The 14,950-nt window shown below is 68.6% G+C and carries 15 protein-coding genes; 5 read left to right on the top strand and 10 right to left on the bottom strand.

Translation table 11 applies throughout. The features are described 5' to 3' along the window. Positions 1-180 precede the first annotated feature (180 nt). Together ABZX37_RS44680 and ABZX37_RS44675 are read right to left on the bottom strand one after the other, a co-directional pair. Entirely contained in the window at positions 181-1,050 is an 870-nt protein-coding gene (locus ABZX37_RS44680) for a TIGR03620 family F420-dependent LLM class oxidoreductase (RefSeq protein WP_354750372.1), read from the bottom strand. Between the two features lie 102 nt (positions 1,051-1,152). Continuing rightward, positions 1,153-2,334 carry an NADP-dependent malic enzyme gene (locus ABZX37_RS44675; protein ID WP_354750378.1) on the bottom strand — a complete coding sequence of 394 codons (1,182 nt, stop codon included), beginning with the start codon at positions 2,332-2,334 and terminating at the stop codon, positions 1,153-1,155. 371 nt (positions 2,335-2,705) lie between these two features. Between ABZX37_RS44675 and rfbC the strand changes: the two genes are divergently transcribed. Next, complete coding sequence (gene rfbC / locus ABZX37_RS44670; protein ID WP_354750370.1) at positions 2,706-3,314, top strand: dTDP-4-dehydrorhamnose 3,5-epimerase; 609 nt, start codon at positions 2,706-2,708, stop codon at positions 3,312-3,314. Here the strand turns inward: rfbC and ABZX37_RS44665 are convergent. Together ABZX37_RS44665 and ABZX37_RS44660 are read right to left on the bottom strand one after the other, a co-directional pair. Further along, positions 3,311-4,933 (bottom strand): GMC oxidoreductase, encoded by a 1,623-nt coding sequence (locus ABZX37_RS44665; RefSeq protein ID WP_354750368.1) that lies wholly within the window; start codon positions 4,931-4,933, stop codon positions 3,311-3,313. The two genes, rfbC and ABZX37_RS44665, sit on opposite strands and share 4 nt — an antisense overlap. 124 nt (positions 4,934-5,057) lie before the next feature. After that, positions 5,058-5,534, bottom strand: coding sequence for a hotdog fold domain-containing protein (locus ABZX37_RS44660; protein ID WP_354750376.1), 477 nt, complete (start codon positions 5,532-5,534; stop codon positions 5,058-5,060). A gap of 86 nt (positions 5,535-5,620) precedes the next feature. Between ABZX37_RS44660 and ABZX37_RS44655 the strand changes: the two genes are divergently transcribed. Further along, on the top strand, positions 5,621-6,211 hold the full coding sequence (locus ABZX37_RS44655; RefSeq protein ID WP_344270839.1) for an acid phosphatase: 591 nt from the start codon (positions 5,621-5,623) through the stop codon (positions 6,209-6,211). A 1-nt stretch (position 6,212) separates the two neighbouring features. Continuing rightward, the gene (locus ABZX37_RS44650) at positions 6,213-6,695 is read left to right on the top strand and encodes a GNAT family N-acetyltransferase (protein WP_009082938.1); all 483 of its coding nucleotides are present in this window, start codon (positions 6,213-6,215) and stop codon (positions 6,693-6,695) included. A 50-nt stretch (positions 6,696-6,745) separates the two neighbouring features. On the opposite strand, the gene ABZX37_RS44645 is transcribed toward ABZX37_RS44650, so the two are convergent. Both ABZX37_RS44645 and ABZX37_RS44640 read right to left on the bottom strand, forming a co-directional pair. Further along, complete coding sequence (locus tag ABZX37_RS44645) at positions 6,746-8,329, bottom strand: alpha/beta hydrolase (RefSeq protein ID WP_354750365.1); 1,584 nt, start codon at positions 8,327-8,329, stop codon at positions 6,746-6,748. Positions 8,330-8,449: 120 nt separating this feature from the next. Further along, positions 8,450-8,932, bottom strand: coding sequence for a hypothetical protein (locus ABZX37_RS44640; RefSeq protein WP_354750363.1), 483 nt, complete (start codon positions 8,930-8,932; stop codon positions 8,450-8,452). 356 nt (positions 8,933-9,288) lie between these two features. On the opposite strand from ABZX37_RS44640, the gene ABZX37_RS44635 reads away from it, so the two are divergent. Both ABZX37_RS44635 and ABZX37_RS44630 read left to right on the top strand, forming a co-directional pair. Then, the gene (locus ABZX37_RS44635) at positions 9,289-10,215 is read left to right on the top strand and encodes a diacylglycerol kinase family protein (RefSeq protein ID WP_116202565.1); all 927 of its coding nucleotides are present in this window, start codon (positions 9,289-9,291) and stop codon (positions 10,213-10,215) included. 271 nt (positions 10,216-10,486) lie between these two features. Continuing rightward, on the top strand, positions 10,487-10,741 hold the full coding sequence (locus ABZX37_RS44630; protein ID WP_009082948.1) for a WhiB family transcriptional regulator: 255 nt from the start codon (positions 10,487-10,489) through the stop codon (positions 10,739-10,741). A gap of 264 nt (positions 10,742-11,005) precedes the next feature. Here the strand turns inward: ABZX37_RS44630 and ABZX37_RS44625 are convergent, their stop codons facing one another. The 4 genes from ABZX37_RS44625 to ABZX37_RS44610 form a co-directional block, all read right to left on the bottom strand. Beyond that, positions 11,006-11,962: a GNAT family N-acetyltransferase gene (locus ABZX37_RS44625; protein ID WP_354750360.1), complete on the bottom strand. Its 957-nt coding sequence runs from the start codon at positions 11,960-11,962 to the stop codon at positions 11,006-11,008. Between the two features lie 44 nt (positions 11,963-12,006). Then, on the bottom strand, positions 12,007-13,527 hold the full coding sequence (locus tag ABZX37_RS44620) for a histidine kinase N-terminal domain-containing protein (RefSeq protein WP_344270812.1): 1,521 nt from the start codon (positions 13,525-13,527) through the stop codon (positions 12,007-12,009). Between the two features lie 331 nt (positions 13,528-13,858). Further along, a complete protein-coding gene (gene rsrA / locus ABZX37_RS44615; protein WP_116202568.1) occupies positions 13,859-14,182 on the bottom strand; it encodes a mycothiol system anti-sigma-R factor in 324 nt (107 codons plus the stop codon). Continuing rightward, entirely contained in the window at positions 14,179-14,805 is a 627-nt protein-coding gene (locus ABZX37_RS44610; RefSeq protein WP_037355674.1) for a sigma-70 family RNA polymerase sigma factor, read from the bottom strand. Before ABZX37_RS44610 ends, rsrA begins: the two co-directional genes overlap by 4 nt. Positions 14,806-14,950: the final 145 nt, after the last annotated feature.

Here is a 14,950-nt window from a genome sequence, read left to right as displayed (position 1 = left end):
CACCGAGGCGGGCGTGCCGATCCGTTCGGCGTTCCACGGCGCGCGGAACCCGGCGGGGTCCGGGATCGCGTCGGCCTCGTCGCCGCCTTGACAAGCACCCCCGAACCGTCAGCACAATCAACCTTCGGGGTGGTGGCCCCCACCCCGAACGCAATGTCGCCGCCAGGCGACGAGCAGCCTCTAAAACAACCCCTCCGCCAATTCCCGATAAACCCCCATCACCTCATCGTCGTAAACCTGCAACCGCACCCCAGGCAACCCAGGATGCGTCTGGTACTTCTCCGTAATCACCTGCACCACAACATGATCCGCCCCCGCTGCCCGATGCTCCCCCAACCGCTGAGCAACCGCGGCGACATCCCCCACCGCCACGAGATCGTCAATCAACCGATCAGACCCAGCCAAATCCTCATCCGAATACCCCAACCTCCGCAAATTGCTCACATAATTAACCAACCCCAAATAAGGATGCTCCACCCGCCCCCGAGCGACCTCACGCCCCCGAACCACATCCGGACTCACCACCACCTTCTGCTCCGGCGCGACAAACCCGGCAGAACCCACCGCCGCCCGAGCAAGCCGCGTATGCGAAGGCGGAACCAAATACGGCACCACCCCACCAGCCCGCTCAGCAGCCAGCTCCAACATCCGAGGCCCTAAAGCGGCAAGCACCCGCCCGGAAACCGGCACCCCGCCCTCGTCCAGCACATCGAGAAACCGCCGAACAGCGTCCATCGGCCGCTCATACCCCGCCGACTGCTCCCGATGCCCAACCCCAATCCCGAGCACAAACCGCCCGGGAAACCTCGAAGCCACCCGCTGATACGAGCGAGCCAGCACCGCCGGATCCCCCGACCAGACATTGACGATGCTCGACCCCACCACCACCGACTCAGTAGCCCCCAACAGCTCGTCGATCCCGGCCAGATCCACCCCAGGACCACCGAGCCACAGCCCGGAATACCCCAGTTGCTCGATCTCGGAAGCCATCGCCGGGGTCGTCAACGCCCCGACCTGCCAAACGCCGTACCCGCGCAATCCGATCTTCATGCCACCAAGGTGGCGCGCAAAAAATGGACCAGCAAGTCCAAAAGCGCCGTACAAGAAAGGCCCCCTGGCGACCGGCGCCAAGGGGCCTTCCCGCAAAGACCGTCAGCCAGTAACCCCGTCCTGCTCAGCAGCCTTGGCCACCGCGGCAGCCACCTCCGGCGCGACCCGAGGATCCAGCGGACTGGGCACAATCCGATCCCGACCGAGATCATCCGAAGCCACCGCCACGATCGCGTCCGCGGCAGCCAGCTTCATGTTCTCCGTGATCGCCCGGGCCCCAGCGTCCAACGCCCCGCGGAACACCCCGGGGAACGCCAGCACGTTATTGATCTGGTTCGGGAAATCGCTGCGCCCGGTCGCGACAATCGCCGCGTGCTGCGCGGCAACCGCCGGGTGCACCTCCGGGTCCGGATTGGACAGCGCGAACACAATCGAGTCGTCCGCCATCGTCGACAGCAGCGAAGGATCGATCGTCGCCCCGGACAGCCCGAGGAACACATCGGCCCCGCGCAACGCCTCGGCCAACCCGCCGGTCAGCCCGGCCTTGTTCGTGGTCTCCACCAGCTGCCGCTTGATCGGGTTCAAATCCTCCCGGCCGGCGTGCACGATGCCGCGCGAATCAAGCACCGTCACGTCCGCGACGCCAGCCGCGAGCAGGATCTTCGCGCAGGCCACCCCGGCCGCGCCCGCCCCGGACACCACGACGCGCTCGCCGGCGATGTCGCGGTCGAGCACCAGGTTCGCGCCGCGCAGGGCGGCGAGGGTGACGATCGCGGTGCCGTGCTGGTCGTCATGCATGACCGGGCAGTCCAGCGCTTCCTTGAGCTTGTCCTCCAGCTCGAAGCAGCGCGGTGCGGAGATGTCCTCGAGGTTGACCGCGCCGAACGACGGGCGCAGCCGCACCAGGGTCTCGACGATCTCGTCGACGTCGGTGGTGTCGAGCACCAGCGGGATCGAGTCCAGCCCGCCGAAGGTCTTGAAGAGGACCGATTTGCCCTCCATGACCGGCAGCGACGCGCTCGCGCCGATGTCCCCGAGGCCGAGCACCGCGGTGCCGTCGCTGACCACTGCCACGAGCCGGTCCGCCCAGGTGTACCGCTTCGCCTTGGCCGCGTCCTCGGCGATCGCGCGGCTCACCTTCGCCACTCCGGGCGTGTAAGCGATCGAGAGGTCGCGCGGGTCGGAGATCGGCCGGGTCGCCGCCACGGAGAGCTTGCCGCCCTCGTGCCCGGTGAAGATCTCGGCGTCGGTCACGGCCGCGACGGTGCTGGCCTGGTCGGTCATCGGGGTTCCTGTCGTGGAAATGACGGAAGCGGGCGGATGGGTCTGGGTCATCGAACGTACTCCTGGGACTGCGAGCGGGGGACCACCTGGTCGACGGGCGAACACGCCCGTCGCGTGTGGGAACTCGTCCTCCGGACGGCAGCCCAGCGCGGTAGCGCCGGCCTGTCGGCGAGGCGTCTGCACGGCCATCCGATCCGTGGGGTGTGGCGATGGCCGCCGACGCTGCGGTTCGTCAATCATGACAGGCCCCCGGTCGGACCCGACCCCTCGGTGCGGCTCATGTCACAGATTCGCGATTCCCAAGACGTCCGTCCGGTTTCGGAAGCAGTTCCGTTCCGGCGCCGTAAAACGCACTCGATATGGTGACGGCCATGGAGTTCCGCCCGCTCAAGGTCCCCGACGCTTTCGAGTTCGTCCCGCGCGTGTTCCCCGACGAACGCGGGCTGTTCGTCGCGCCGTTGCAGGAGGAGGCGTTCGTCCGCGCGGCCGGGCACCCGCTGCGGGTCGCGCAGACGAACCACAGCGTTTCCCGCGCGGGCTCGATCCGCGGCGTGCACTTCGCCGACACCCCGCCCGGACAGGCGAAGTACGTCTACTGCCCGAGCGGTTCGCTGCTGGACGTGGTGGTGGACCTGCGCGTCGGCTCGCCGACGTTCGGCGAATGGGACTCGGTACGGCTCGACTCGTCCGAATTCCGCGCGGTGTACGTGGCCGAGGGAATCGGGCACGCCTTCATCGCGCTGGAAGACAACACCGCGATGTCGTATCTCTGCTCGGAGCCCTACAACCCGGCGGGCGAGCACGGGATCAACCCGCTCGACCCGGCACTGGAGCTGCCGTGGCCCGCCGGACTGGCGCCTATTGTGTCCGAAAAGGACAAAGCAGCGCCGACCCTGGCCGAAGCGCTCGACCAGGGCCTGCTGCCCTCCTACGCGGATTGCGTGGCGTACTACGAAAAGCTGCGGTCAGCGCACCGCTAGGCGCGCACACCGTCCTCGGCGATGACCCGTTCGATATTGCGCTCGGCCAGCGCGGTGATCGTCACGAACGGGTTCACGCCGGTGCTGCCCGGAATCAGCGAACCGTCCGTCACGTACAGATTCCGGTAGCCCTTCACGCGCCCGTAGTTGTCGGTCGCGTCGCCGAGCACCAATCCGCCGAGCGGGTGGTAGGTGAAGCGGTTCTCGAACGCCCGCGTGTCGCCGAAGAGGTCGTAGCGGTAGATCGTGGAGTTCGCCTTGTTGACCCGGTCGAACAACGATTTCGCCGCGTCGATCGACGGCTGCCCCTGGTCCGGCGTCCACTGCAGTTTCGCCGAATCGCTGGCGGCGTCGTAGGTGAAATGGCCGCGTTCGGGGTTCTTGGTGATCGCCAGGTACAGGCTCGCCCACGTCTCGAGCCCGGCGGGCACCGGCGCGATCTCGGCGAACACCGGATGCGTCGGGTTGTCCCAGTCGTCGATGCCGAGCGCGGGCATCCCGGCTTCCAGGCTGCCGGTCGTGTCCCACACGTGGTTGGCGCGACCGAGCATCACGTTGCCGTTGGTGCCCCAGCCCTGGCCGACAGCCTCGGACAGCCGCGGCAGCCGTCCGGTGTCGCGGGCGCGCACCAGCAGTTCGGTCGAGCCGAGGCTGCCCGCGCCGAGGAAGAGGTACTTCGTGGACAGATGCTTGGTGGACAGCACGTTGCCGAGCGCGTCGGACTCGCGCACGACGAGCGTGTACGTGCCGTCCTGCTGCTGAATGATCTCGCGGACCTCGCTCAGCGTCTGGATGGTCACGTGCCCGGTGCCGAGCGCGGCCGCGAGATACGTCTTGTCCAGCGAACGTTTGCCGTGGTTGTTGCCGTAGATGACCTCGGACGCCAGCGCCGAACGCTCGACGGTGCCGGCCTCTTCCTGCTTCATGTAGTCGAAGTCGTAGACGCTCGGCACGAAAGTGGTCTTCAAGCCGGTTTTCTGCGCGGCTTTCCGGGAAACGCGCGCGAACTGATACGACTTGCAGGTCTCGAACCAGTCCTCGTCGATGTGGTTCACGCCGAGGCCCGCGTTGGCGCGCGGGTAGTACTTGCCGTACATCTCGTCGGCGTCCACCTGCGGCAGGATTTCCTCGAAGTACGAACGCTTCGGCTGCACCGCCATCGCGCCGTTCACCAGCGATCCGCCGCCGACGCCGCGCCCGACGTACACCGACATCCCGCCGTAGTTCACCCGGTCCAGCACCCCGGCGTACGGATCGATGTCGTGGTTCGCGACGTCCAGCCACAGGAACGACGCGAGCGGCGCTTCAGTGCGCTTCTTGAACCACATCGACCGCCGGTCCGGCTTCAGCATGTCGCAGAAGACCTTGCCGTCCGGGCCCGCCTCGTTCCACAGCTGGCCCATTTCGAGCATCACCGTGGGCACGCCCGCCTCGCCGAGCCGCAGCGCGGTGACTGCCGCGCCGTACCCGGTGCCGATCACCACCGCGGGCGAGTAGTCCGGCAGCGGCGCGACGGTCGCCGCGCGCGCGGTCGTCGCCGAAATGCTGGTCAGTCCGAGGGCCGCGGCGGAGTTCAGCGCGGCGAGGCCGAGGAATCGGCGACGGTTGAGGGAGGCCATGCCCGGCATGCTGACGTGGCGCGGAGCACCCTGGCAAGGCTAAAACGAACGCTATTCGCATTTGCCCAGTAAACGGTGTTAAGTTTCACTCGGCCGGGGTAACGGGAAGTACAGGTTTCGCCGGTCAGGCGGCTTTCCGGGGCGTGACCCACACCGTGATCGTCGCGGTGACCACCTCAGTCCCGCGCGAGTCCACGATCCGCACCGGAACCGGAAGATCGAATCCCGCGGAGCCGAACTCGGGGATCTCCGGCAATTCGGCGATCGCGCGCAACCCCGTTCCGGCCTTCGCGACGTAACTCACTTCCATGCCCTTGGGCAGCCACCGGTGCGTAGCCGGGACGGTGGCCTCGGCCAGCATGCCCATCGCGATCTCGGCGAGGTTGCAGGCGGCGATCGCGTGGAAGGTCCGGATGTGGTTGTGCACACCCCACCACTTCGGCGCGGTCACCGAACAGTGCCCGGGGCGGATCTCGCGGATGGTCGGCAAGACGGTGCCGAAGTAGGGCACGCGCAGGCACATTGCGGCGGAAAACAGCTGCTTGCCACCGGGTTTGGCGGCCAGCTTGCGCCACAGCCCGTACGTCGACGGCGAACCCATCAGCACCTCCCAGGTGAAGTTACTCACCAGTAGCCTCGCACACGACGAACCTGCCGGGCAAACCCGCCCCGGCTATATTCGGCCGCGTGGCACATCGGCTCTTTCTTCTCCGGCACGGCCAGACCGAATGGTCGTCGAACGGCAAGCACACCGGACGCACCGACATCCCGCTGACCCCGGCGGGCGAGGACCAGGCGCGCGCGGCGGGCGGCACCCTGCGAACCCTGCTCGGCGGGCCGGGGCTGGTGCTTTCCAGCCCGCGCGGCCGCGCGCTGCGCACGGCGGAACTCGCCGGCCTGCGCGTGGACGAGGTCACCGAGGACCTGGCCGAGTGGGACTACGGCGACTACGAAGGCGTCACCACGCCGGAGATCCGCGAGACGGTCCCGGACTGGACCGTCTGGACCCGCCCGATCCCCGGCGGCGAAAGCGCGCAGGACGTACAGGCGCGCGCGGACAAGGTGCTCGACCGGGCCCGGCGCGAAATCGAGAACGGCGACGTGGTCCTGGTCGGGCACGGGCACTTCAGCCGCGTGCTCGTCGCGCGCTGGCTCGGCCTGCCCGGCACCTCGGGTGTCCACTTCGGACTGGACCCGGCCGGTCTCGCGGTGCTCGGCGACGAGCGCGGCGAACCGCAGATCGAGCACCTGAACCTGCTGCCCGCGTTGGAGGGATGAAGTGACCGACCCCCGCGTACGGCGGATCCGGCCGGAAGACGTCGACGCCGTCGTGGAGCTCGTCTACGCGCTGGCCGAGTACGAACGCGCCCCGCAGGAATGCCATCTCACCTCCGAGCAGCTGCACGGCGCGCTGTTCGGCGAGGCACCGGCGCTGTTCGGCCACGTGGCCGAAGTGGACGGCGAGATCGCCGGATTCACCTTGTGGTTCTTGAACTTCTCCACCTGGCGTGGCACGCACGGGATCTACCTGGAAGACCTGTACGTGCGCGAGGAGCAGCGCGGTTCGGGCCTCGGCAAGGTACTGCTGGCGACGCTGGCCGCGGAGTGCGTGGACAAGGGCTATCACCGGCTGGAGTGGTCGGTGCTCAACTGGAACCCGGCGGTCGGCTTCTACCGGGCGCTCGGGGCGTTGCCGCAGGACGAGTGGTCGGTGTATCGGCTGACGGACGAGCCGCTGAAGGTGCTCGCCAAGGAGGCCTGAGTCGTGCGTGCTGCTCACGGTTCTCACCGTGAGCAGCACGCACGAGTCTTTTACGGCTTAGGCAACGGCAGCCCCGGCAGGCTCTGGTCCGCCGGGACGACGCCGTCTACCAGATAGTCGTCGACCACCCTGTCCACCGCCTTGTTGCCGCCGATCCCGTAAATCCCGTGGTCGCCTTCCCCGGTGACAGTCAGCATCCGCGAGTTCTGGAACGCGGCATGCGCCTTCCGCACGCCTTCGATCGGCGTGGCCGGGTCGTGCTCGGACTGCACGATCACCACTGGCGGCACGCCCTTCCCGTTCAGCACCGGCATCGGCCGCGGCTTGCCCGGCCAGAACGCACAGACCTGCGTCGACATCCACAGCGAGCTGTGCAGGGTCACGCCCCGGTCGAGGTATTCCTGCGACCGGCGGATCAGCGACTGCCGGTTGCCCGTCCACGGCCCGTCATTGCACAGGGTCGTGATCAACGTAGACACCATCGCGTCATCAGCACCGGCCTGGGCCGCCACGTCCATCGGACCGGACTTCTTCGACTCCGACAACGTCTTGCCGAGCGCCGCGCGAGCGTCGCCCTTGGCTTGCGCCGAAGCCCGCGCGTCGGTCAGCGTTTTGACCTGGACCAGCACGGCGGCGATCGCCGGGAACTGGCTCTTGGCCTTGAGCGCGCCGATGATGAAGGAGTCCAGTTTGACCGCGCCGATCTTCGTGCCGTTCACCTCGACCGGCTCGCGGGCCAGCGCGTACCGGACGCTTTCGTAGGTTCGCCGGGCCGCCTCGCCGCGAGTGCCGAAGTGGTACTTGGCGTCGTAGCGGGCAAGCCACGGCAGGAAGTCCTGTCGCCAGCGGCGTTCGTAGCCCGCCGGCTGGAAGTCGAACGACTGCTGCCAGGTCCCGGTGAACAGGGTCGAGGAATCGAGCACGAACCGGCCGGTGTGCTGCGGGAACTGCTGGGCGTAATGCGCGCCGAGCCAGGTGCCCGCCGAGTACCCGATCCAGTTGATCTTGTCCCGGCCGAGCAGGGTCCGCAGCAGGTCGAGGTCTCGCACGTTCTGGAAAGTGCTGATCAGCTCCGCCAGTTCGCCCGAGGCCTCGTGGCAGGCGGTCGCGACGTACTGGACCGCGTCGACGATCTGGTTGAGATTGCGCGGGTCGCGGTCGCGCGGGTCGAGATCTTCACCGGTGCTGGCCGCGCCGCCGCAGGTGACGTTGGTGCTGCGGCCGGTGCCGCGGGTGTCGATGCCGATGATCTCCTGATGCTCGCGCAGCTTGCTCTGGCCGCGCAGCATTGCCGGGAACCAGCGGCCGGGTCCGCCGGGGCCGCCCGGGTTGGTGAGCACCGACTCCGTCGTGGCGCCGGTGGACTTGAGCCTGCTGATCGCGATGGTCAGGTCCTGTCCGTCGTCCGGACGGTCCCAGTCCCGGGGCGTGCGGTAGCCGGCGCATTCGAGCCCGGAGATGTCCGTGCCCGGCGGCAGATCGGCCAGCTCGCCCGGGGCACAGGCGTGCCAGTCCAGCGCTTGGCCGGCGTAGCGGGCCGGGACCTCAGCGGTGCCCGCCGCTGCCGGTAATCCCCCGGCGAGCAGTCCGCACACGACCGCTGTGCTGGTCACGACGAGACGCAGTCTCCTCATGGGTTCCCCTCTTCGGAATTCGGATGAATTCGGTTGCGCGGTACCGATTCCATCGCCCGAGAGGGGTTACGACCAGTGTCGTCGCGTCACCTGTCCGCTATGACGTGACGTCACTGTCGCTCAGTCCTGTTCGTTGCGTTCCCGCTCGGCACGCCGCCCCGCGAGACCACCGCGCTCGGCCGCCTCTTCCTCGGTCTCGTCGTCGTGCATGCCGAGCGCCCACGCCCGCGACGGACGGCGGAACAGCAGCACCAGCGCCGCCAGCCCGAACAGCCCGATCGGCACGCCCCACAGCGGCTGTCCGGACGGCCCGAGCAGGTACCAGCCGACCCCGATCACCAGCAGCGCCACGACGACGCCGGGCGAGCGCGCCCACGTCTGTCCGAGCAGCAGCCCGACCGAGGCGGCGAGAAAGATCAGCGCCAGCACCGCGTAGGTGCCGAATTCGGCCCACACGTTGTTGCCCGGGATCGGCGGGTTCTGCAGCCCGTGCACCAGCAGCACCACGCCGAAGACCAGCAGGCCCAGCCCGGGCAGCCCGGTCAGGACGCCGGCGAGGCGGACCTCGAGCGGGGTGGGCGGCGGGTTCTCGGGATGCGACACGGGCGCGGCCCTTTCAGCTGCTGTGCGGAACTTCGCGGGAACTTCCGGGCGGGAGCACAGCCACCCGACCAGCGCGAGTCACCGTGCGTGAGCACTACCGATCGTATGCCACCCGGTCGGCCGTTTTCCGGGGCGGCGGGCGAAGAGAAAATCGGGGTAGTCGTGGATGAGCGGGCGGTCGGCCCGGGTGCACTTGTCACGACGCGCGGAGTTTTCGCCGTCTGCAGAGGAGGACCGCCCGCCACAGGGTCGCCAAGGTCACCGAGCCGGGACGGCGCGCGCGAGCGGCTGAGCTTCGCGTCACCATGTGGCGCTGGAGGTACGTCCGCCGGGCGGAAAGCACTTACCCTGCGGTAGTGCGCGCCATCCTCGTCGTGAACCCCCAGGCCACCTCGACCACCGCGGGTGGCCGGGACGTGCTGGCGCACGCGCTGGCCAGCCAGGTGAAACTGGACGTCGTCGAAACCGACTATCGCGGGCACGCGCTCGCGGTGGCCCGGTCAGCGGCCCGCGACGGCTACGACCTGGTGGTGGCGCACGGCGGCGACGGCACGGTCAACGAGGTCGTCAACGGGCTGCTCGCCGATTCCGCGGGCGCTCCCGGACGCTCCGGGTCCGTCCCGATGCTCGGCGTCGTGCCGGGCGGCTCGGCCAATGTGTTCGCGCGCGCGGCGGGCCTGCCCGCCGACCCGGTCGAGGCGACCCACCAATTGCTCACCGCGCTCGAAACCGAACGGACCCGGCGGATCGGCCTCGGACTGGCCGACGGGCACTGGTTCACCTTCAACGCGGGGCTCGGCTGGGACGCCGACGTCGTCGGCCGCGTCGCGAAACGGCGCGGCAAGCAAACCAGCGCGAGCCTCTATCTGCGGGCCGCCGTCCGCTCCTACTTCCGTCCTCCGCTCGGGCGGCCGGCGCTGACCGTCCGGATCCCGGGCGAGGAACCGGCCGAGGCGGTGACGGCGTTCGTGTCGAACACCGATCCGTGGACTTACCTCGGGGAACGCCCGGTCCACCTCAACTCCGGCTGCTCGTTCGAGACCGGATTGGGCCTGTTCGCGTTGAACGGTCTGCGATTGCCCACCGTGTTCACGCATGTACGGCAAGCTCTCCTCACGGAGAGCGATCAGCACGGCCGCCGTCTGCTCCGCCGCGACGATGTGCCTCTGATCCGCATCGACGCAGCTGAACCGGTCAACTTCCAGGTCGACGGGGACCTCGTCGGGCAACGCACCCGGGTCGAGTTCCAGAGCGTTCCGGATGCACTCACCGTAGTCGGATGACGAGGTGACCACTGATCGCCCGCGGCAAAGTGCGCCCTGCCGCTCGGCGACGCAAACCCTCCGTTCACCGCACCGGCCTTCCGGCGAGCGGACCTTTTCAGAACGAAACCGCAGGTCAGAGGCATAGCTCGGCCGGGTGAGCTGACTCACCGATCTTGTCGAAACACTTGTCGAACGCGGTGCTTCGTGAAAGCATTCACAAGCACCCAAAAACACGACCGCCACTACTGTGGCGCGGCCCTCCCGCGTCACTGTGAAGGAGCTCACGAACATGGACTGGCGCCACGACGCGGCCTGCCGAGACGAGGACCCCGAGCTGTTCTTCCCGGTGGGAACCAGCGGTCCGGCTCTGTTGCAGGTCTCCGAGGCGAAGGCCGTGTGCCACCGCTGCCCCGCAGCTTCCGACTGCCTGGCCTGGGCTTTGGCCAGCGGCCAGGACGCCGGCGTCTGGGGCGGAATGAGCGAAGACGAGCGACGCGCGCTCAAGCGCCGCCGTACGCACATCGGCACGCGTACCACCGCCTGAGTCTCACGACTCAGCTGCAGCACCCAGAATCGCAAGCACCACCACCTCGGACCGGACTTTCGCCCGGCGGGCATTCGCGTGCCCGTGCCGCACATGGCGACACATACCCGGTTCGAGCGTAACAACCGAGGACGGCCACCCCGCATCCGGGTGCCGCCTCACCCAGGACTATCCAAGTCCTCCCGCGGAACGTTGAACGGGCCGGTACCGCCGAGCTTCACTGGTACCGGCCCTTCAACGCGTCTGGGGTCCGATGTGGACACCTCAGGCTTCGAGAGCCCAGCGCACGTAACGCATCTTGGGCGTGAACCCGGCGCGCTCGAAAACTCCAGGAGCTCCGGCCTCGCTCGCTGAATCGACGATGAGGCTGGCTTGGTCGTATCCGTGCTCGGCGGCGGTCCGCAGCGCGTGTGCGATGCCCGCGCTGGCAAGTCCGCGTTTCCGGTAACCGGGAATGGTGCCGATCACCATGAAGTGCGCGTCGCGGACGCCGGTCACCTCGGTGTCGGCGGCCCAGGACAGGATGAGCACGAGACTCGCCGGAACGCCGGTTTCCTTGTCCCGCAGCAGAAAGCTGAGTTCCGGCCGCAGAGCGTGACTGGCGAATTTGTGCTGCCACGCGTCCGCGGGCAGCGGCGGCGCGTTCCAATGGTCCGCAAAGGACTCGTTGCGGACGAGCCGGAACTCGTCGGCGTTCTCGGCCGACCACCGCTCGACGTGAAACCCGCCGGGCATCGGCGCGACCGCACCGCCCAGCGGATGTTCCATCCGCTGGAAATACCGGACCGGCGCGAACCCTTGCGAGCGAACGAGTTCCGGCACGCCCTCGATGTGCTCTGCTTTGTGGACGTCCACAAAGAGCGTCAGCTCCGGGTGGTGCGCCGCGTGCACCGTTCTCGCCGCTTCGATCCCGGCTTTCACGAGCGTGGCGCCGATTCCGCGGCGGCGGTGGGCCGGATGCACCCCGCCGTCGAGAAACACCCGGTCGACCTCGTCCGCGAACAGCTTGTAGCGGACTTTCATGTAGCCGACCATGCGGTCGCCGTCGAACGCGGCGAGGCTCGCGCGTTCGAGATCGGCATACGGATCGATCAGTTCCTGGAGCGTGTCTTCCGCGGTGTAGTACTCGCCGATCCGGTCGACCGCCTCGATGTCGTTGAGCAGATCGGCCGACGACTGGGCGTCCGCTTTCGTGAGCGGCCGCCACGTGAGTCCGGTCATGCGGCGGACATTAACCAGCCGCCGCCGAACTGTCGCCGGGTTTTCTAGAGCCGCCGCGACAGCGGAATCCGCAGCGCCGCCTCGGTGCCCGGGACCCGGTTGCCCGCCTCGTCGGTCCGGACCTGGCGCAGCGAAAGCGATCCGCGCAGCTCCGATTCGACCAGCGTCCGCACGATCTGCAGGCCGAGCCCGTCGCTGCGCTCCAGCGAGAACCCGGACGGCAGGCCGCGGCCGTTGTCGCGGATCAGGATGTCCAGCCAGCGCGCCGACCGCTCCACGATCAGCTCGACCTTGCCCGGCCGTCCCTGAGGGAACGCGTGCTCGATCGCGTTCTGCACCAGTTCGGCCAGCACCATCACCAGCGGCGTCGCGATCTCGGCCACGACCACGCCGAACGAGCCCTTGCGCGTCATGCCGACCTGCGATTCCGCGGTGGCGACCTCGCCGACCATCGGGAGCACGTTGTCGAGCAGCTTGTCCAGGTCCACGCGCTCGTCGACGGAGATCGACAGCGCCTCGTGCACCATCGCGATCGACGACACCCGCCGCACCGATTCGCCCAGCGCCAGCCGGGCCTCTTCGCTCGTGGTGCGCCGCGACTGCAGCCGCAGCAGCGCGGCGACGGTCTGCAGGTTGTTCTTCACGCGGTGGTGGATCTCGCGGATCGTGGCGTCCTTCGACATCAGCGCGCGGTCGCGGCGCTTGACCTCGGTGACGTCGCGGACCAGCACCAACGCGCCCGCGGGCTGTCCGGCCGGGCGCAGCGGCAGTGCACGGAACAGCACGACCGCACCGCGCTTCGAGTCGGCCTCGGTGCGGGTGGACGGCTTGCCGTCGAGGGCCTCGATGATCCGGTGCGACACCTCGGTGGCGTCGAACGGGTCGCGGATCAGCGACCGGGTGAGCGGGGCCAGCCGCTGCCCGACGAGGTCCGATTCGTGGCCCATCCGGTGGTAGGCGGACAGGCCGTTGGGGCTGGCGAACACGACAGTGCCGGCCTGGTCGAGCCGGACGAGGCCGTCGCCGACGCGGGGACTGGTGTGCGTGTCGGTCTGGTTGCCGCCGGCGGGCGGGAAGGTGCCGTCCACGATCATCTGGCACAGGTCGCCCGCGCTGCCGAGGTAGGCGATCTCCAACGGGCTCGGCACGCGCGGCGCGGCGAGGTTGGTCTCGCGGCTCAGCACGGCGATCACCTCGCCGCCGAAGCTCACCGGCACCGCTTCGCGGCGCATCGGCAGGTCGCGGTACCAGTGCGGGTCTTCCTCGCGGCAGATCTTGACCTCGCGCATGGCCTTGGCCAGCTGCGGATGCTCGTCCACGGTGAACCGGGTGCCGACGACGTCCTCGGGATGCGCGGTGGGCGCGGTGGTCGGCCGGGCGTGCGCGACGCACACGAAATCGCCGCCGTCGGGCTGGTGTTCCGCGGAAACCGGAACCCAGAGCAGGAAGTCGGCGAACGACAGGTCGGCCAGCAGCTGCCACTCCGCGACGACAGTCTGCAGGTGGTCGGCCGCTTCACCGGGAAGGCCGGTGTTCTCGGCGAGCAGGTCGGAAAGGGTCGACACGGCTACCGGCCGCCCTCGAATGCGGTGAGTTCGTTCATGCCTGCGCACCTCCTGAGTCCATCCAACCAGAGCGTACGGCGGGTGCCGCCGAGGTGTCTCCGGCCCGCATGCCACACTTGAGCGGTTGACCCGTGCCCGGCCGGTGTGTCGAACCCCGCCCCGGGACACTCAGCGCACACCGAGGAGAGAACATGTCGAAGCGCGCCCGCAAGCGTCGCGACCGCAAGAAGAACGGCGCCAACCACGGCAAGAAGCCCAACGCCTGAGTCAGCGCCAGGACCTGACACGGCCCCCGCACCGGATCGGTACGGGGGCCGTTGTCGTGTGGTGGTCAGTCGCGGCTGGTGCGCTGTTCCACGGTGATCTCGGTGCGCTCCACGGTGACGCCGCCCTGCGTGGCGACGGTCTGCCGGATGGAGGCCCGCAGCCTGCTCTTCAGCTCCGCCGGGGCGAGGTCGCCGCCGCATTTGCGGGCGAGCAGGTGCTTGAGCTGCTCGTCGATGCCGTACTCCTCGAGGCACGGCGGGCAGTCCTCGATGTGCCTGCGCAGTTCCGCGTCCCGCTCCGGACTGCATTCGCGGTCCAGCAGCAGGTAGATCTCCGCGAGCGCGTCCTCGCAGGGCATCTTCTCCGCGGGCACGTCTTCCGAGCTCATCGTTTCGCCACCTCCTCGCGGTTCCCCCGGATGAAGCCGCGCTCGCGCGCGACGTCGGCCAGCAGGTCGCGCAGCTGCGCGCGGCCGCGGTGCAGCCTGGACATCACGGTGCCGATCGGAGTGTCCATGATCTCGGCGATCTCCTTGTACGCGAAGCCCTCGACGTCGGCGAGGTAGACCGCGAGCCGGAACTCCTCGGGCAGCTTCTGCAGCGCCGCCTTCACGTCGGTGTCCGGAAGGTTGTCCATCGCCTCGACCTCGGCCGAGCGAAGGCCGCTCGAGGTGTGGCTTTCCGCCCTGGCGATCTGCCAGTCGCTGATCTCGTCCGTGGGCTGCTGCACCGGCTGCCGCTGACGTTTGCGGTAGCCGTTGATGTAGGTGTTGGTGAGGATGCGGTACATCCACGCCTTGAGGTTCGTGCCTGCCTTGAAGGACGCGAACGCCGCGTACGCCTTCAGGTAGGTCTCCTGGACCAGGTCCTCGGCGTCGGACGGGTTGCGGGTCATCCGCATAGCGGCCGCGTACAGCTGGTCGAGCAGGGGCATCGCGTCGCGCTCGAAGCGCTCGGCGAGCTCCAGCTCGTCGGCCGCCGTCTCCGGCGCGGAGTTGGGGGTGCTCGGCAAACCGTTCCCTTCCCGTTCGGCGTCGATGCGCGTCTGCGCATACGGCAGCACCGAGTTTACGCGGGGGTTCGGGAAGCCGGTCCCGGGACGGCTCCTTGCGGGGCGGGAAATGGCGAGCGTGGTGGTCACGATGGTTGTAACAGAA

Source organism: Amycolatopsis sp. NPDC004079 (genome assembly GCF_040610415.1).
Lineage (GTDB): Bacteria > Actinomycetota > Actinomycetes > Mycobacteriales > Pseudonocardiaceae > Amycolatopsis > Amycolatopsis halotolerans.
The sequence above is the reverse complement of the archived record's forward strand: the minus strand, read 5'-3'. Positions and strand labels throughout refer to the sequence as shown.